Origin of the sequence: Sphingobium yanoikuyae (genome assembly GCF_013001025.1) — a bacterium.
GTDB classification, from domain to species: domain Bacteria; phylum Pseudomonadota; class Alphaproteobacteria; order Sphingomonadales; family Sphingomonadaceae; genus Sphingobium; species Sphingobium yanoikuyae_A.
Map to the genome: position 1 here is coordinate 2,722,466 of NZ_CP053021.1, position 14,864 is coordinate 2,737,329.

Below are 14,864 nucleotides of genomic sequence, written 5' to 3' on the forward strand. Positions count from 1 at the left end.
AAATAAATTGTTGATAGAAAGAATCAGGCGCGGCCGAGGGGTACAGCGAGGCAGTCAATTCTGCCGAAGCGTCCGAAATCGGCGACACAGCGTTGGCCTGCCCGGATCCAGTGCATGCCGGTCACTGCGCCGGTTGATACGAACTGCCCCGCCTTGAGCGGGAAGCCCAGTCTCGCGCACTGATCAAGTGCGAAGGCGAGTGCAGTCAAGGGGCCGCCAGGAAGCTCGGCAGCCGTTGCGCTACGCATCAAAGTGCCGTCTATGCGGGTAGTACAGGTCATGCCGCGCGGATCGCCGAGTACCTCAAGAGGAATGGCCGGCCCGAAAATCTGACCATTATTATTGCCAAGATCTGCAATAGACGCCAGCGCATCGAGATCCGGCATGACGGCAAGTGGACTTCCAGCCACCTCCACGCCAATCCTTACCTCACCCACCAGACGCCGAGCCTGATCGATATCGACCCCTGTCTGCAGCGGCGGCTGATCTTCACCCAGGACCATGACATATTCCGCTTCGAATGCAGCAGATCCGCCGACGAAGACCGGAAAATCTGCTTCCTCGCCTCCATCAAGATGGGTAACGCCGCCGGCAAAGACCGGTCCTACGAAGCGATCCATCCCGAAGCGATCGGCCAATGCCGGACTGAGGCGTCCGACCTTCCAGCCGGCAATAGCGTCGGGCCACAGATCGATGGCGGCCAGCTGGATCGTATAGGCATCGTCGAGGTCAGAGGGGAAAAGGCCCGGAAATTTCGCCAGACCATGGCCACGCCTGCGGGCAGCAACGAAGCTTGCCGCTATTTCGACCGCAACCATGTCAGGCAGCAGCCCGCATCGGCAGCGCGTGATATTGGCGGTCGAAATAGACCAGTCCCGGCTCTTCCCCACCAATCAGCAAATGCTGCACCTCGCACAGAAAGATGCTGTGGCTGCCCATCTCCACGACCGAAGCAATGGTACAGCCAAAGGCTGCCAGCGCTCCGGTCAGCGCCGGCACGCCATGGCCCAGCATGGTCCAGTCTGCCGCCGCGAAACGTGCGTCCATATCGAGGTTCTTGTCGGCAAAGGTGCCAGACAATCCGGCCTGCCCGCCCGCCAGCACATTGACCGTCAGTTGGCCATTATCTTTCAGCACATCATGCATTCTCGCCGACTTGTTGATGCATAGCAGCAGCGAGGCTGGGCTGTCGCTGACGCTGCACACAGCCGATGCGGTCATCCCATGTCGTCCGGCGGCGCCATCTGTGACAATGATGTTTACAGCAGCGCCCAGACGCGCCATCGCGGCGCGAAATAACTGTGTCTCGATCATGTCGCCCTCAACGCATCAGCAAGCCGCCATTGATGTCCCAAATGGCACCATTGGCGAAAGCAGCCTCGGGAGAGGCCAGATGGACGGTGGTTGAAGCCACGAAATCGGGCGAGCCCAGATGACGGACGGGAATGCCCGCAACGATGCCCTCCAGCTTGTCCTCGGGTACCAATGCCCGGACCGACGGCAGGTCGAGCGGACCCGGCGCGATCGCGTTGACGGTTATGCCGAACGGCGCGAGATCCCGTGCAAACACCTTGGTCAGGGTGATGATTCCACCCTTGGATGCGGCATAATGAGCGCCCGTCGCCGTCCCGCCATTTTGCCCCGCGAGCGAGGCAATGTTGACGATGCGGCCATGGCCCTTGTTCTTGAAATAGCGGCCCAGGACCTGGCAGCCAATGAAGGTACCCCGCAGATTGACCGCCAGCACCTTGTCGAACTCGTCCGGACTGATCTCCAGTACCGGGCGAACGATGGTGACGACGGCATTGTTGACCAATGCCTCGATTGATCCCCAGCGCGCGATGAGCGCGTCGCGAGCAGCCTCGAACGCAGCCTCGTCGCGTACATCGAGTGTAAGGCCCAATGCGGTTTCACCGCTTGGATCAAGCTCCAGCGCCAGTGCGTGGGCCGCAGCGCCGTCAATGTCCGAGATCCCGACATTGTAGCCCGCCTCGTGGAAGGCGCGTGCAATAGCGGCGCCCAGCCCTTGCGAACCGCCGGTGATGAGCAGCGTCCGCGGATTTTCCGGGCGGCTCACAGCAGATATCCGATCCCAAACTGGAAATCGTCGGCGTTGATCAGCGCCACAACCTTCTCATCAAGGAGGAGCGAGCCATCCTCCGCCCGAACGATGCGATAACGCGTGTCGGCGGGCAGGAAGCGCATATGCTCATATTTATATTCGGCCAGCATCTGCGCCCCGCGCAGCGTGATCGAGCTCTCGTCCCGTGCCTCAAGCACGAACCGCGATACCGTTCGCACGGTCCGAGCCGGCGGCGCCGATGACATGGAGAAACCCGACAACAGTCGCTTGGCGCGCGCCTGGCGCATCTCCTGGTCGTCATAGACGATGTTGAGCGCGTCGACATAATCGGCATCGCGCTCAACCGGGATAATATATTTGCCGGTCTGCGTCCAAAGCTTGAGCCAGGGCTTGTAGTCCAGCCGGTCAAGCATGTCGGCTTCAGCCCAGATGAAGGCGATCGCCTCCTCGAACGTCGGCGCCCCCGTCTGCAAATCCGTCACGACATTTTTCTCCTGAAGATCGAAGCTCATGCGCTCATCATCCGCTTCCACTGCTGATAGGCAGCCCTCATGCCGGTCTCAGCACTGACGTCACCCGCATTATGGCCGACCTCGGCCACGCCATCGGGCGCATCAACGCCGCGATTGAGCATGATCCAAAGATCATCGCCCGCCCGCGCACCGCGCTGCACCCGCTCCCAGCCCTCGGCATCGTCGGGCGTGCCAAAGCCCATCGGCCCCTGGAAATGCTCATGCAGCCGCAACCGCGCTCGGTTGCCCGCTGCCGGGCCGCCGTCCATGCCGATAGCGACGTGGGTAATTTCCGTCTCATCGACCGCCACCGGGCGCAGCACGCGGAAAAAGGCCATGGAACAGGCGACATTGGGGAACAGGTTCAGGTTGAAGCCCGAACCGCCCACGGCGCGCACCACCTTGCGCACCGTCGCATCGTCATGCCCCTCGTCGCGCAATTCCTGCGCCAGATCGGCGAAACGATCAGGGATCGGCGCGTCGAGATTATCTTCGAGGTCGATGAGGTCGGGGATCATCACCATGACGCTGTGGCCATTGCCCAAATCCTCGACCCAGCCGCCCTGCCCCAGCACGTCGAAGACATTTTCCGTCTCCGCGTCGAGACTGTCGAGAAAGGTCTTGTGGACGATCGGGAAATGATAGGCGTCGGTGGTGTTCTCCAGCTGGATTTTCCAGTTGCCCGGAAAGCGGAACTTGTGTTCGCCAAGCGTCTTCACGCCAAAGCCAGCACCCTGTTTCATGAACAGGTCCATCCACTTCTTGGCCGGCCCCAGGAAATCCACCAGCGGTTCGATATCGCTGTTGAATGTGGCAAAGATCATGCCCTGATAGATTTCGACCCGCAGCGAGATCAGCGGGAACTCCGTAGTGTCGAACGCCTCGTCATAGCCCTTGGCATGGGGCACCTTACGCAAGCGGCCGTCGGGATCGTAGCTCCAGCCGTGATAGGGGCAGACGAAGACGCTGGCCTTGCCCTTCTTCTTCTCGCACACACTTGCCGCGCGGTGGCGGCAACGGTTCAGAAGGACATGGACTTTGCTTTCCTTGTCCCGCGTCACGATCACGGGCTGGTTACCAACAAAACTGGTCTTGAACGTGTTCTTCGTTGGCACGTCACTTTCATGGGCGACCCAGACCCATGTATTGTTGAAGATCCGGTCCATCTCTTCCTCAAAGATAGCGGGATCCTTGTAGAGCGCGGTATGGACGCGATCGTCCTTCACCAGCGCGGCGAAATCTGTGGTGCTCATGCGCCCTCCTCGGCGTCTTGCTGGGGGACGGAAATGTCGGCCTCGTCATTCCACGGGCCGACATCCCGGGAGAAAATATTCTCGGTCACGAAACGGGACATCCGCCACGCACCGTCCTCGAAAACACAGTCGATCGTCAGAGCCGCACTGCGGCAGTCAGATCGGCCGTCGCGATAGGTCGATACCTGCAACATCATCCAGCGACCGGTGGCATGCCCCGCATCCGCGACGTCGATCGTCTCGGACGAGAGATAATGGCCGTTCAGTCTGAAGTGCAGCGGGCTGGTATAGCTGGCCAGCATGGCGACGATGGCGTCGCGCCCCTCATGCCGGCCGAAAGCCTTGCGATAGCGCCCCGTGCCCTCCCAGACAGCATCGCGGGTGAACAGCCCGCCCAGCACATCCATCGGGGTCGACGGCCCCAGCGTGTCGCACAGACGGAAATAGTCCATCACGACGCGCCGGACCGCCGCCTCTGCTTCCAGCAATGCGATCCGCTGGCTCAACAGGGCAAGGGCGCCGGCTTCTGTCATGCGGGGATGACCAACTCCCGGCCGACCCGGGCTTCGACGCGCATATATTTCCAAAGTCGATACTCGCCGACCTCGATGGTGCGGAACAGGTTGCAGGCGGCGACCACCGTCGCGCGATCGGGCACGTCCGCCATGACGTAGAAGGTCCAGGGCCAGCCATTGGGCGAGGTGCCGACCATGGTTTCGTCATCGTCCAGCGTACCCAGCACGGTCACGCCCGGCAGGTCACGAATGCCCTTGAGCATCTCGCCAGTGGCGGCCCAGACCTTGCCGATCTCGGTTGCGGGCAGATCGAAGAAATTCTGGAGCACGGCAGCGCAGAAAAGGACGCGCAGGGGTTTGGCAGGTGTGTCGGTCATGAATGCGATCCTTTTGTCGATCAGGGAAATCCGGGCGGGTTGTCGAGCCCGAGCAGCACCCGGCCCGCGCTGGCAAACGTGCCTTCGGACAGGAAGGCATGCTGGGCCACCACCATCGCGTCATGGACATAGGCCGCAAGCGGATGGTCGTTGTAGATGCCGGTTGTGCCCGACAGCATGAAGGCGGTCTGGGCGACTTCACAGCCGATCCGCGCAACGTGGCTCGAGGCGAGGCGCAGCAAGCCCGTTTGCTTGAGTGATGCCGGATCGCCCGCGCACAAGGTAGCCCAAACATCCTCGGTCGCCTCGTAGAAGAAGACACGGGCAGATCGGAGTTTGGCTTCTGCCTTGGCAATCTCGGTCTGCACATAGGCGCGGTCGGCCAGCACCGGCGCTCCAGTGATGGAGGCGCGCCCTCCCGCCATCTGCGTGATTTCGTCCAGTGCGGCGCGCGCTACACCCACACCAACGATCGCCAGTACCTGCGCGGCGAAGGCCATGGAGGGATAGCGATAAAGCGGCGTGTCGAGTGTCGGCGCGCCGCCCCGGATGAAGGTCCATTCTTCTGGTACGACGACCTCGTCGACGACCAGGTCATGGCTACCCGTGCCCTGGAGGCCGATCACATCCCAGTTGCGTTCGATCGCGACCGACGAGGCGGGCATGACCGCCATGCGCGGAAGGCCGCCTTTCTCGCCTTCCACTTTGACGCCGACGCCGATGATATCGGCCCCGGTCGATCCGCTGCCGAACTTCCAGCGCCCCGACACCTTGAGGCCACCCTCGACCTTCGCCGCTGCCTGCGGCGGGAAGAGCGCACCTGCAAAGATCACGTCCGGCCCATCGGCATAGACCTTGGCCAACGTCCCCGTCGGCAAAGAGGCCAGATACATGGACGAGACACCGAAGCTTGCCACCCAGCCTATCGAGCCGTCAGCCTCGGACAAGCGCTCGATCAGCTTCAGGAAGGTCGCAGGCGACACCTCCAGACCACCATAGCGGGTCGACACAAGCGCCCTGTAGACGCCCAGGCGGCGCAGCTCGGCGACTATGTCGGCCGGCAATTGGCCAAGGGCCGCAATTTCCTGCCTTCTTGCGCGGAAAGAAGCGATCAGCTCTTCGCCAATGGGGGCGATGCCGGGCGTTTCCGCGGCGCTCCGCCCGGAAAGGGCGTTCAACGCGTTCATCAGCAAATTTCCTTATGTTGTAGATTCTGGTCAGAATGGGCGAACAAGCGCGCGATGGCGCAGAGCCGTGCATCATCTCCCCGGCGCGCCACCAGTTGCAGCGCCGCCGGTCGCCCTGACGGCGTTGTCAGCGGCAGCGAGATCGCAGGATGGCAACTGAGGTTGAAAGGACGCACGAGAGAGGACAGCCGCAGGATCGATGCCGCGTCACCCATTGCGTCGACGTGCGGCGGAAATCCTGGCAGTGTCGGCAACGCCAGGACGTCAAAGCGCTCCAGCAAGGCATCAACCTGCGCAATGAAGCTGGCCTTGACTTCTTGCGCCCAGACCATGCGTTCCACCGTTGCAACCGTGGGTGCTGCGCGCAAACGTTGTTCGACATCAATGCCAAGCAGACCTGTGTCCACCAGATGACCGTAAGCGGCAGAAGCCTCTGCTGCCATTTTGACGACGCCAGCCTGGAAAGCGTCCTCCAGAAGCGGCAGGGAGCAGGTTTCGACGGCATCCCAAAGCGAAGCAAGCGCAGCGGCAACAGCGCCCGCCACCTCTTCATCAGCGATGACTTCTACAAATCCTATGGCGGGCCGAGCAACTGGGTCAGCGACCGCAAAATCAGGATCCATCTGTTCCATGGCACCTTCGATCAGCGACATGGAGCGGGCGAACAAGCCGACACAATCCAGGTCGCTGTCGCTTGGCGTCAGGCCATCGCGGCTTAGCCGTCCAAAGCTCGGCTTGAAACCGATAACACCGCAACAGGCTGCAGGCATGCGGACCGAGCCACCCGTATCTGTGCCGAGCGACAGGTCGACCAGTCCGGCAGCGACTGCAGCGGCAGAACCGCTGGATGATCCGCCGGGCATAAGGCCGGGATAGAGCGGATTTTCGACATGTCCCGTCCAGTCGTTGAGGCCCGTCATGCCGTAGGCCAATTCGTGCATGCTCGCCTTGGCAATGATCCGATAGCCGGCCTCAACCAGAGCCTGCACCACGTGGGCGTTACGCTGTGCAGGTGCGACATCGGCAAAGGCCCGGGAGCCGCAGCAGGTGCGCGCGCCCGCAATATCTATGCAGTCCTTGACTGCGACGGACGGACCACTGCCCGGCACGTCATAGCTTTCAATCAGGATAGCAGACATCCCCGATTTCCCTTGATGGCTGATATAAGAAAGCTGGATCATATTACGTGAATAGTCAAGTAATTTTCATTCATTCTCTTGCTTGAACATGCCCCGGTCTCCCGGTAGGGATTTTGGGGCGGGAGAGATGCGGGCCATCTGGGTGCCGGAGCCCGCGCAAGCAGGGATCACAGATGGTTGAAGAGGTACAGGAACCCGAAATTGCAGGTGACGCCGCCCCCTTCAACATGGAGGAATGGCCCTTCTACTGGCTCACCCGCTTTACCGGCCGCTATCTGCTGCAAATGGAACTGGCACTTAAACCGCTGGGCCTCGACATCCCGCGGTGGCGTGTGCTCATGACATTGCGCAACCGCGAGACGATGAGCGTCAGCGAGATTGCCGACCATGCGATCGTCAAGTTGCCGACCATGACCAAGATCGTGAAGCGCATGCAGGCCGACAATCTGGTGCATTGCAGGCAGAGTGTGGCAGACGGCCGAGTGACCGAAGTCTCGCTGACCCCTGAAGGCGTTGTCGCTGGTCGCAAGGCCTGGGAAGCAGCGAACAGGATTTACGAGCGCGCCTTTGAAGATCTGTCGAAAAAGGATGTTTCGACACTCAACAAACTTCTCCGGACGATAACGCGCAGCCTGGCTGGCTAACCCAGCCCACAAAGTCATAGCCGGCAAACAGTGCCGGCTTTCAGCCTTCCAACACGACAGAAGACCGCCGATGTTTTCGCATCGGCGGTCTCTCCTGCGAACGCTGCCTCTATTTAGAAATTATAGGTCAGCTTGGCGCCATAAGTGCGCGGCGGCGCCATGCCGTAGCTGTAGGTGCCAAAGCGCGTGCTAGCGACGGCACTGGTTATGACCGTTTCATCCTCGATGTTGCGGACAAAGCCCTGCAGGCTCCACTTCTTGCTCTCCGGCGTGAAGGTCACGATCAGGTCGCTACGCGAATAGCTGTCCTGCTTCTGATAGGCGAAATTCTCGATCCCATAGAAGGACGAGGTTTCGATATGGGTCTGGACACGCGGGGTCAGCGTGCCGCCGAGCAGCCCGAAGCTGTGCTCATATCCCATATTGAACGACCAGCGTGGCGCCTGGGTCGAGCGGTTGCCCGAATAGTCGGTCACGCAGGTACCGTCAGTCGCGATGTTGAGACAAAGCTCGGTATATTCCGAATGCAGGAATACCGCGCTGGCATCAAACCGGTCGACGTCGCTCGGCTGGAAGACGGTTTCCGCCTCAAGTCCCCAAATGCGCGACTTACCAGCGTTGAATACCGCCGAAAGACCGACCGTCTGGTCACGCACCGAAATCTGCTGATCCTTGTAATTATACAGGAAGGCCGACAGGTTCAGTTGCAGGCTGTTATCGAGGAAGCGATTTTTCGAGCCGACTTCCCAGGAAGTGATGGTTTCCGGCTGATATGGCAGGGTATTCTGCCCCGGCACAGTATTGAAGCCACCCGCCTTATAGCCGGTATCAAACTTGGCGTAGACCATGTTGCGCGGGCTATAGTCGTAGGTCAGGCCAGCATGATAGGTGGTCTTGGTGCTCGAGGCATCATCGTCCTGCGCAACATTGCCACTGCCGGTGTTGCTGTAGCCCGTGCGGCTCTTATAGTCGTCCGAATAGCGGATACCAAACTCCGCCTTCAGCCCGTCGATCACTTCATAGCTTGCCTGCCCGAAGGCGGCCTTCGACTTCGCCTTCACATTATAGGAGAAGGTGAAGATGTTCGACGGCGGATTGGCCACCGCATAGCTCTGGAACAGGCTGAACAGGTCCGAGGTTTCGCGGAACAGATAGCCGCCGATCTGCCACTTGAACCGGCCATTGCCGTTAGAGACCAGGCGGACCTCGTGGGACCAGTCATGCACCTTCTCGGTTGGCTGAATATAGGCCGCCTGGCTGGTAGTGCCGTCCAGATCGCGCAACTGCGAATAATCGGTGTCGCGGAAGCCACCCAGATAGACCAGGCTCGCAAAGCCCAGATCATATTCGCCGTTCCATTGGATCGTGCGCAGTGTCGTGTCGATATACTGGTTTGGCAGGCTGTGCGGCGTGCCGTCGCCATCCACGTCCGGGCGATAGCTGGTGTCGATCGCACCCGAGGAGGTATACCGCAGCGGCGTGCCCCACATCGTCGGACCGACGCCGCCGATTTTGGTCAACTGGCCGGTCAGCAACAGCTTGAGGCGATGGGTCGGTTTCCACTGAACGTGAAGGCGCACCGACTGGGAATCAGCGTCGTCGCCGGCGCGCGCAGGCGCCTCATTGACGCGATAGCCGTCATGCTTGCTGGTCGAGAACGCCGCGCGAACCGCCAGCGTGTCCGTGACCGGCAGGTTGATCATGCCCTCGGTCGTGATCTGGTCGTAATTGCCCACGCCGACCGCAACCTTGCCCTCGAACTCGTCCTTAGGCTTTGCGGTGATGACGTTGATCGCGCCGCCCGTGGCATTACGGCCGTAGAGCGTACCTTGGGGGCCACGCAGGACTTCGACGCGCTCGAGATCGAACATCGAATCGCCAAAGCCGAAGGGCTTCTGGATGTAGAAACCATCCTGCGCAATCGAGATGGCCGGATCGCCGATTTCATTGGTGTTCTGGCTCGAAACGCCGCGCACCGCGATGATGACGTTGGCGGAGTTCTTGGAGATGCCCACCCCCGGCGCGATCGCCGCGATATCCGTCAGCGTGGAAACGCCATTCTTTTCCAGCGCCTTTTGATCGAAAGCGGTGATGGCGATCGCGGTCTTCTGAACCGATGTTTCCCGCTTTTCAGCCGTAACGACAATTTCGTCGATACCGCCGGAGGACTGCTCGGCCGTCTGCGCCATGGCCGCACTTGCATGGAAGCCTGCCAGCACGACCAGACTCACACTGCTCAAACGCTTGAACTGTTTCATCGCTAAAACCCCTTTCGCTCTTGTTTTGTTACCGAACGACATCAATTTTTTATGTCATTATATCGTAATCTTCAAGTATTTTTATTGCACTTTACGCTATCGCCACGCAACGACGTTTCATTAATTCGCTACGCCGCTAATCACCGGTAGGGATCGTTTAAAATCTCTTTATTTTCAGCATTTTGCGCAATTTCACGGTCGGAAAACAGCATCGGTTTGTACTGAAATTCCCGGAACAGGCCGACCTGATCGAGGACATGTTGCGCGCCCTCTTCGGCCTGGCCCGGCGCTACCACATTACGGCCCACTGCCCCGGTTGGGCGCAGTTCAATAAGGTGATTCTGAGTACCCCGTTCCGCAAGCGGGACGATAACTGGCTCGCGCGAACCTTGCGGCACATTATGGGCGTTGGCGGTCGCGAACTGGGTTGTCAGGATCGGGTCGGACCAGCGAGCCATATCCGCCCCGCGCGCAGCCGCGAGCTTCGCCAAGACCAGCCGCAAAGTTTCGACCTGGACCGACGTAGCATCCCGCCCGCCCAGATAGTCCGCCTTGACCGGCAGCGACGCCGTCTTGCCGGCCAATATCCGCGCCAGCAGCTTGGGACCACGCCCAATGTCATAGGTATCGCTGCGCTTGTAGCCGAGCGATTTGGACAGCGACGGCCCGACGACCTCGGGGGCGAAAAGACGCGCGGTCATCGCCGCCAGCCAGGCATCATAGATGACCAGCGCCGGGCTGTCATAGCGGCCGTCGCCATCGGCATCGATCCGCCGCCTGTCCCATCCGGCCAGCAGGTCGCGTGCCTGCTGTAATTGCGGATCGCCGGGCGCCTGCTGCCCGATCGCGGCGATCAGGCCGGGGATGAAGAAGTCCGCCGTCTGGCTCATGGTGCTGGCCACTTCGACCAGTTTCTCCATATCGGCGGCGGACAGCCGGTCATGGCTCTCGACGAAATTCTGGAGCAACCGCGCGCGCTCCACCGAACTCCATCCGGTATCGGGGAAATACCATCCCTTGATCGGCTGCTGGTTCCAGTTGGTGAAGAAGCCGCGCGACGGGTTCAGGCGATAGGGCTGCTGCGACGACGGCAGGAAACCACGCCAGTCGCTCGCCCCCGTGCCGTCGGACGGCAAGCGGGGGTCCTGATCGGCGCCGCGGATCGGGAAATGGCCCGGATAGACCATGCCGATATTGCCCTTCCGGTCGGCATACCACCAGTTGATGCTGATCGCCGATCGCAGTGCCGCCTTGTGGAACTGGTCGAAATCCTGCGCCAGCGTCGAATCGAACCAGGCCATTTCGGTGTCCAGTTCATGCCCTTCCCACGCCCGCGCACGGGCATATGCCCGGTGATTCTGCGCATCGACCTGCAGCACCGGTCCATGGACCGTGCGATAGAAGGTGGCGGTCACGGGGGGAGCACCCTTGACCCTGATCGTCTCGGTCCGCGCCTGCATCCTCTTCCACTGGCCCTTGTGGAAATAGCGGGTCGGATCGGCCGGATCGAGCTGCTCGACAAAGCTGTCGACGGCATCGCCCCGGCCCACCGTGCTCGACCATGCCGTATTCCCATTATGGCCGAAGAAAATCGGGATGAAGCCGATCGGCGTCGTGCCGACCACGTCCATGCCCCCGCCGTGCAATCCCGCCTCATACAGGAAGCCCGGCATGGTGAAGCCCATTTGCGGCCCGCCCATCAGCATCGGATAGCCGGTCGCCGACTTGTCCTTGCCCACGACCCATACATTGCTGCCGCCATGATCGTTGAGCGCCAGCGACGCCATTCTGGCGCCCAGCATGGTATCGGCCTTGCCGACCCCTTCCGCCGCCGCCGCGACGCCCGGCCCGCCAGCCGCAACATGCGGCTGCCCCACGACCGACAGGGCGCGCAGGCTCTTGCCGGTCCAGTCGCCCGCCGCCAGCGACGTGACCGCTTCCGGGTCTTCCTCCAGCGGCACCAGATCATCGAACATCGCCCGCGCCCGCGCGGCACCGAACTGACTGGTTAGCTGGTCCAGCATCGCCGCATTGTCGAGTTCCTGTGTCTTGTCGGTGAAGCGAACCGCAACATTGCCGATGAAGATCTGCGCCAGATCCTCCGCAGTCCATGGCTTTGGCGCAAAGCCTAGCGCAGCGAACTGGCTCGGCAGGCTACCCTTGGCGATCCAGGCATTCAGGCCGTCGGCATAGGCCCTGAACAGCGCGCGTTCGGCCGGCTTCAGCGCCGCCAGCCGCGCCGTGACTTCGGCGCGGGTATAGCCGCGCTGGCGCGTCTCGCGATCAAAATCGACGAAGGACGGCCCCAATATCTCGGCCACCTCACCCCAGACGGATCGGCGCATCATTTCCATCTGGAACAACCGGTCCTGACCGATCGCATAGCCCAGCCCATAATAGAGCGCCGGCCGGCTCTGCGCATGAATATGCGGCACGCCATAATGGTCCCGCTGGATAATGATGCCTGCCTGCGCGGCCGGCTTGGGCGCAGCATGGGCCGATACGCCGGCCAGCATTGTGGCGCCGATCAGCATGCGGCAGGAAGAACGGAACAGGGATGTCATGCGACCTCTGAATTATCGGAAGTTATAACCTGTTTTCGACATAGCGGCGGAACGGCGCCAGACCACGGCTCAGCACGGGCACCGCCAGCAGCGCCGCACCGGCGGCGACCAGCGCAAGAGAATGCCCCGTGCCTTGCGGCCCGCCGAACCATCGGTCGTTCGCCATCCCCACCAGCGCGCTGCTCAACCCCATGCCGATCAGCGAATTGACGCCCAGGAACAGGGCCGACACGCGCGATCGCATCGCGGGCGGCGCAACGATCTGCATGACGGCGGTAGACGGCGGCATCGGGAAGGAGGCGAAGAAGAAAGCGATGGCCAGCAGTAGCGTCGCCTGGTCGACACTCGCCGCCCAGGGCAGCAGGGCAATCGGCGGCACCGCGCCCAGCGCGCCGATGATGCCGGTGCGGAACGGCGCATCCTTGCTGCCGGACCGGGTCAGCCGGTCCATGATCGCGCCACTCGCCAGCACGCCGCCGCCCGCCGCGAAGATCGCGACCCAGCCCAGACGAAGCCCGCTCTCCCCCGGCGTCAGCGCGAACACGCGCATCAGATAGGCCGGCGACCAGGACAATAGCGAGAACAAGGTCATCGCGGCCAGGGTATAGCCTGCCATGTGCGGCAGAAAGATCGCCCGGTTGCGCGCCAGGAACTGCATCACCTCCACCACCGAGGGAACGGCTTTGGCGTCAGATGCGCCCGCACCCTGCTCGGCCCGCCCGGCCTGCTGCACACGCGGGTCGCGGATCGTCGCCAGCATCACCAGCGCCAGCAGCAGACCGGGGGCGCCCACGATGATGAACGTCATCTGCCAGGCGGCAAGACGCAGGCCCAGCCAATATTGCGGCCCGCCCGCGCTGACCGCGCCAATCACCCAGCCGCCCAGCAGGAAGGCGATTCCGGTCCCCATGAAGGAACCGAGCGAATAGACCGCCACCGCCCGTCCCAACTTCTCCTTGGGGAACAAGTCGCTGATGAGCGAATAGGTCGCCGGCGAAAGCGCCGCTTCCCCCGCGCCGACGCACACCCGCGCCAGAAACAGTTGCAAGAAGGCGCGTGCAAAGCCGCACGCCGCCGTGGCAAGGCTCCAGAAGGCGACACCGACAGCAATGATGACCGGCCGCGACTTGCGGTCGGAAAGGGCCGCGATCGGTATCCCCATCGTCGCATAGAAGATGGAAAAGGCGAAACCGTGCAGCAGCCCGAACTGGGTATCGGAAATGCCAAGGTCGGCCTGGATCGGGCCGATCAGCAACGCCATGATCTGCCGGTCGATGAAGGAGAATATATAGGCGATCATGCACAGGATCACCGCGATCCAGGCGCGCCGGTGCGTCAGTTCATGATCGATCATGCGGGCAGCCTGTTGAGATAGGCCATGCTGTCGCGGATCGCCGCCATCGGATCGTCCGACCGGTCATATTCGACGAAGAAATGCTGTGCCCCGGCCTTGCGTGCGGCGGCGATCAGGCGGGGCAGGTCCAGCCGCCCGGTGCCCACTACGGCAAATTCGCCGACGGCGTCCACATCCTTCACATGACAGCCGAAATAACGGCCCGGATTATTCTCGAAATAGAGGATGGGGTCCTGCCCCGCCTTGGTCACCCAATAGAAATCCAGTTCCATCTTCACCTGTTCCGGGTCCGTGCCCTTCAGGATCAGATCGTAGATCATGTCCGGCCCCAGCCGCTGAAATTCGCGGTGATGGTTGTGGAAGGCAAAGGTCAGCCCGGCATCCCGGCACATCCGCCCCGCCTGGTTGAAAATGCCGATATAGCGGTCCAGGATCGCGCGATCGGCCAGCATGCGCGGCATCAGGATCGGCCAGGTCACATAGCGCTGCCCCAGCAGCTTCGCCTTGCCGATGCCATCCTCGACCAGCGCCAGCGCCTTTTCCGGCAGGAAGGCGCGCTCGTAATTTTCGCGATTCTGCTCGGTCGTGATTTCCTTGCGCGTCCAGGCGCCGAAGGAAGCATAGACTTCGTCGGACGCGATATGCTGGGACGGGGAAACCAGCCCGAACCGATCCAGTTGCCCTCGCAGCCAGGCGGGATCACGGCCGAAGCTGCCGACCGTTTCCACTTCCTTGTAGCCCAACTCGGCCACCTGCCGCAGCGTACCCTCGAAATCCTGCTCTAGCAGTGCGCCTACGGTGAAGAGTTGCAATCCCCAGGCCGCATTGCGCGACCCGCCGACTTTGGGGATCGTGGAACAGCCCGCCGCAGCCATAGCCATTGTCGCTGCAAGAAAATCTCGACGATTCATTCACTCCCCTTCTCGCCTCTTTGAGGTCGACAAGACCAGCGATCAGCGCTGGATTAGTTGAATGTTC

General features: G+C 61.6%; 14 protein-coding genes. 1 reads left to right on the forward strand and 13 read right to left on the reverse strand.

Annotated elements, in window-relative coordinates; all coding sequences use genetic code 11:
- Positions 1 to 23: 23 nt before the first annotated feature.
- Genes HH800_RS13330 through HH800_RS13370 form a run of 9 tightly spaced genes read right to left on the reverse strand, consistent with a single transcriptional unit; the run spans position 24 to position 7,108 of the window.
- Positions 24 to 818 carry a 2-keto-4-pentenoate hydratase gene (locus HH800_RS13330; protein ID WP_169861368.1) on the reverse strand — a complete coding sequence of 265 codons (795 nt, stop codon included), beginning with the start codon at positions 816 to 818 and terminating at the stop codon, positions 24 to 26.
- Position 819: 1 nt separating this feature from the next.
- Entirely contained in the window at positions 820 to 1,314 is a 495-nt protein-coding gene (locus HH800_RS13335; RefSeq protein WP_169861369.1) for a flavin reductase family protein, read from the reverse strand.
- Positions 1,315 to 1,321: 7 nt separating this feature from the next.
- Positions 1,322 to 2,077: an SDR family NAD(P)-dependent oxidoreductase gene (locus HH800_RS13340; RefSeq protein WP_169861370.1), complete on the reverse strand. Its 756-nt coding sequence runs from the start codon at positions 2,075 to 2,077 to the stop codon at positions 1,322 to 1,324.
- The gene (locus HH800_RS13345; protein WP_169861371.1) at positions 2,074 to 2,595 is read right to left on the reverse strand and encodes an aromatic-ring-hydroxylating dioxygenase subunit beta; all 522 of its coding nucleotides are present in this window, start codon (positions 2,593 to 2,595) and stop codon (positions 2,074 to 2,076) included. Before HH800_RS13345 ends, HH800_RS13340 begins: the two co-directional genes overlap by 4 nt.
- On the reverse strand, positions 2,592 to 3,848 hold the full coding sequence (locus HH800_RS13350) for an aromatic ring-hydroxylating oxygenase subunit alpha (RefSeq protein ID WP_169861372.1): 1,257 nt from the start codon (positions 3,846 to 3,848) through the stop codon (positions 2,592 to 2,594). Before HH800_RS13350 ends, HH800_RS13345 begins: the two co-directional genes overlap by 4 nt.
- Complete coding sequence (locus tag HH800_RS13355) at positions 3,845 to 4,381, reverse strand: nuclear transport factor 2 family protein (protein ID WP_169861373.1); 537 nt, start codon at positions 4,379 to 4,381, stop codon at positions 3,845 to 3,847. The genes HH800_RS13350 and HH800_RS13355 overlap by 4 nt, the downstream gene beginning before the upstream one ends.
- Positions 4,378 to 4,740, reverse strand: a complete 363-nt coding sequence (locus tag HH800_RS13360) for a hypothetical protein (protein ID WP_169861374.1) — start codon at positions 4,738 to 4,740, stop codon at positions 4,378 to 4,380. The genes HH800_RS13355 and HH800_RS13360 overlap by 4 nt, the downstream gene beginning before the upstream one ends.
- A gap of 20 nt (positions 4,741 to 4,760) precedes the next feature.
- Positions 4,761 to 5,927: an acyl-CoA dehydrogenase family protein gene (locus HH800_RS13365; RefSeq protein WP_169861375.1), complete on the reverse strand. Its 1,167-nt coding sequence runs from the start codon at positions 5,925 to 5,927 to the stop codon at positions 4,761 to 4,763.
- On the reverse strand, positions 5,927 to 7,108 hold the full coding sequence (locus HH800_RS13370) for an amidase (RefSeq protein ID WP_235681881.1): 1,182 nt from the start codon (positions 7,106 to 7,108) through the stop codon (positions 5,927 to 5,929). Before HH800_RS13370 ends, HH800_RS13365 begins: the two co-directional genes overlap by 1 nt.
- Before the next feature lie 185 nt (positions 7,109 to 7,293).
- Between HH800_RS13370 and HH800_RS13375 the strand changes: the two genes are divergently transcribed.
- Complete coding sequence (locus HH800_RS13375; protein WP_235681882.1) at positions 7,294 to 7,710, forward strand: MarR family winged helix-turn-helix transcriptional regulator; 417 nt, start codon at positions 7,294 to 7,296, stop codon at positions 7,708 to 7,710.
- 113 nt (positions 7,711 to 7,823) lie between these two features.
- On the opposite strand, the gene HH800_RS13380 is transcribed toward HH800_RS13375, so the two are convergent.
- From HH800_RS13380 to HH800_RS13395, 4 genes are all read right to left on the reverse strand, one after another.
- Positions 7,824 to 9,968 (reverse strand): TonB-dependent receptor, encoded by a 2,145-nt coding sequence (locus tag HH800_RS13380; protein ID WP_169861377.1) that lies wholly within the window; start codon positions 9,966 to 9,968, stop codon positions 7,824 to 7,826.
- Between the two features lie 140 nt (positions 9,969 to 10,108).
- A complete protein-coding gene (locus tag HH800_RS13385; RefSeq protein ID WP_169861378.1) occupies positions 10,109 to 12,532 on the reverse strand; it encodes a penicillin acylase family protein in 2,424 nt (807 codons plus the stop codon).
- Positions 12,533 to 12,554: 22 nt separating this feature from the next.
- Positions 12,555 to 13,886: a spinster family MFS transporter gene (locus tag HH800_RS13390; RefSeq protein ID WP_206379170.1), complete on the reverse strand. Its 1,332-nt coding sequence runs from the start codon at positions 13,884 to 13,886 to the stop codon at positions 12,555 to 12,557.
- Positions 13,883 to 14,767, reverse strand: a complete 885-nt coding sequence (locus HH800_RS13395) for a sugar phosphate isomerase/epimerase family protein (RefSeq protein WP_235681883.1) — start codon at positions 14,765 to 14,767, stop codon at positions 13,883 to 13,885. Before HH800_RS13395 ends, HH800_RS13390 begins: the two co-directional genes overlap by 4 nt.
- Between the last annotated feature and the right edge of the window lie 97 nt (positions 14,768 to 14,864).

Bases quoted from the DNA above. Each gene is read 5' to 3' on its own strand.
- HH800_RS13330 (WP_169861368.1), bottom strand. From the start codon at position 818: ATGGTTGCGGTCGAAATAGCGGCAAGCTTCGTTGCTGCCCGCAGGCGT.
- HH800_RS13335 (WP_169861369.1), bottom strand. From the start codon at position 1,314: ATGATCGAGACACAGTTATTTCGCGCCGCGATGGCGCGTCTGGGCGCT.
- HH800_RS13345 (WP_169861371.1), bottom strand. From the start codon at position 2,595: ATGAGCTTCGATCTTCAGGAGAAAAATGTCGTGACGGATTTGCAGACG.
- HH800_RS13350 (WP_169861372.1), bottom strand. From the start codon at position 3,848: ATGAGCACCACAGATTTCGCCGCGCTGGTGAAGGACGATCGCGTCCAT.
- HH800_RS13355 (WP_169861373.1), bottom strand. From the start codon at position 4,381: ATGACAGAAGCCGGCGCCCTTGCCCTGTTGAGCCAGCGGATCGCATTG.
- HH800_RS13360 (WP_169861374.1), bottom strand. From the start codon at position 4,740: ATGACCGACACACCTGCCAAACCCCTGCGCGTCCTTTTCTGCGCTGCC.
- HH800_RS13365 (WP_169861375.1), bottom strand. From the start codon at position 5,927: ATGAACGCGTTGAACGCCCTTTCCGGGCGGAGCGCCGCGGAAACGCCC.
- HH800_RS13370 (WP_235681881.1), bottom strand. From the start codon at position 7,108: ATGATCCAGCTTTCTTATATCAGCCATCAAGGGAAATCGGGGATGTCT.
- HH800_RS13375 (WP_235681882.1), top strand. From the start codon at position 7,294: ATGGAGGAATGGCCCTTCTACTGGCTCACCCGCTTTACCGGCCGCTAT.
- HH800_RS13380 (WP_169861377.1), bottom strand. From the start codon at position 9,968: ATGAAACAGTTCAAGCGTTTGAGCAGTGTGAGTCTGGTCGTGCTGGCA.
- HH800_RS13385 (WP_169861378.1), bottom strand. From the start codon at position 12,532: ATGACATCCCTGTTCCGTTCTTCCTGCCGCATGCTGATCGGCGCCACA.
- HH800_RS13390 (WP_206379170.1), bottom strand. From the start codon at position 13,886: ATGATCGATCATGAACTGACGCACCGGCGCGCCTGGATCGCGGTGATC.
- HH800_RS13395 (WP_235681883.1), bottom strand. From the start codon at position 14,767: ATGGCTATGGCTGCGGCGGGCTGTTCCACGATCCCCAAAGTCGGCGGG.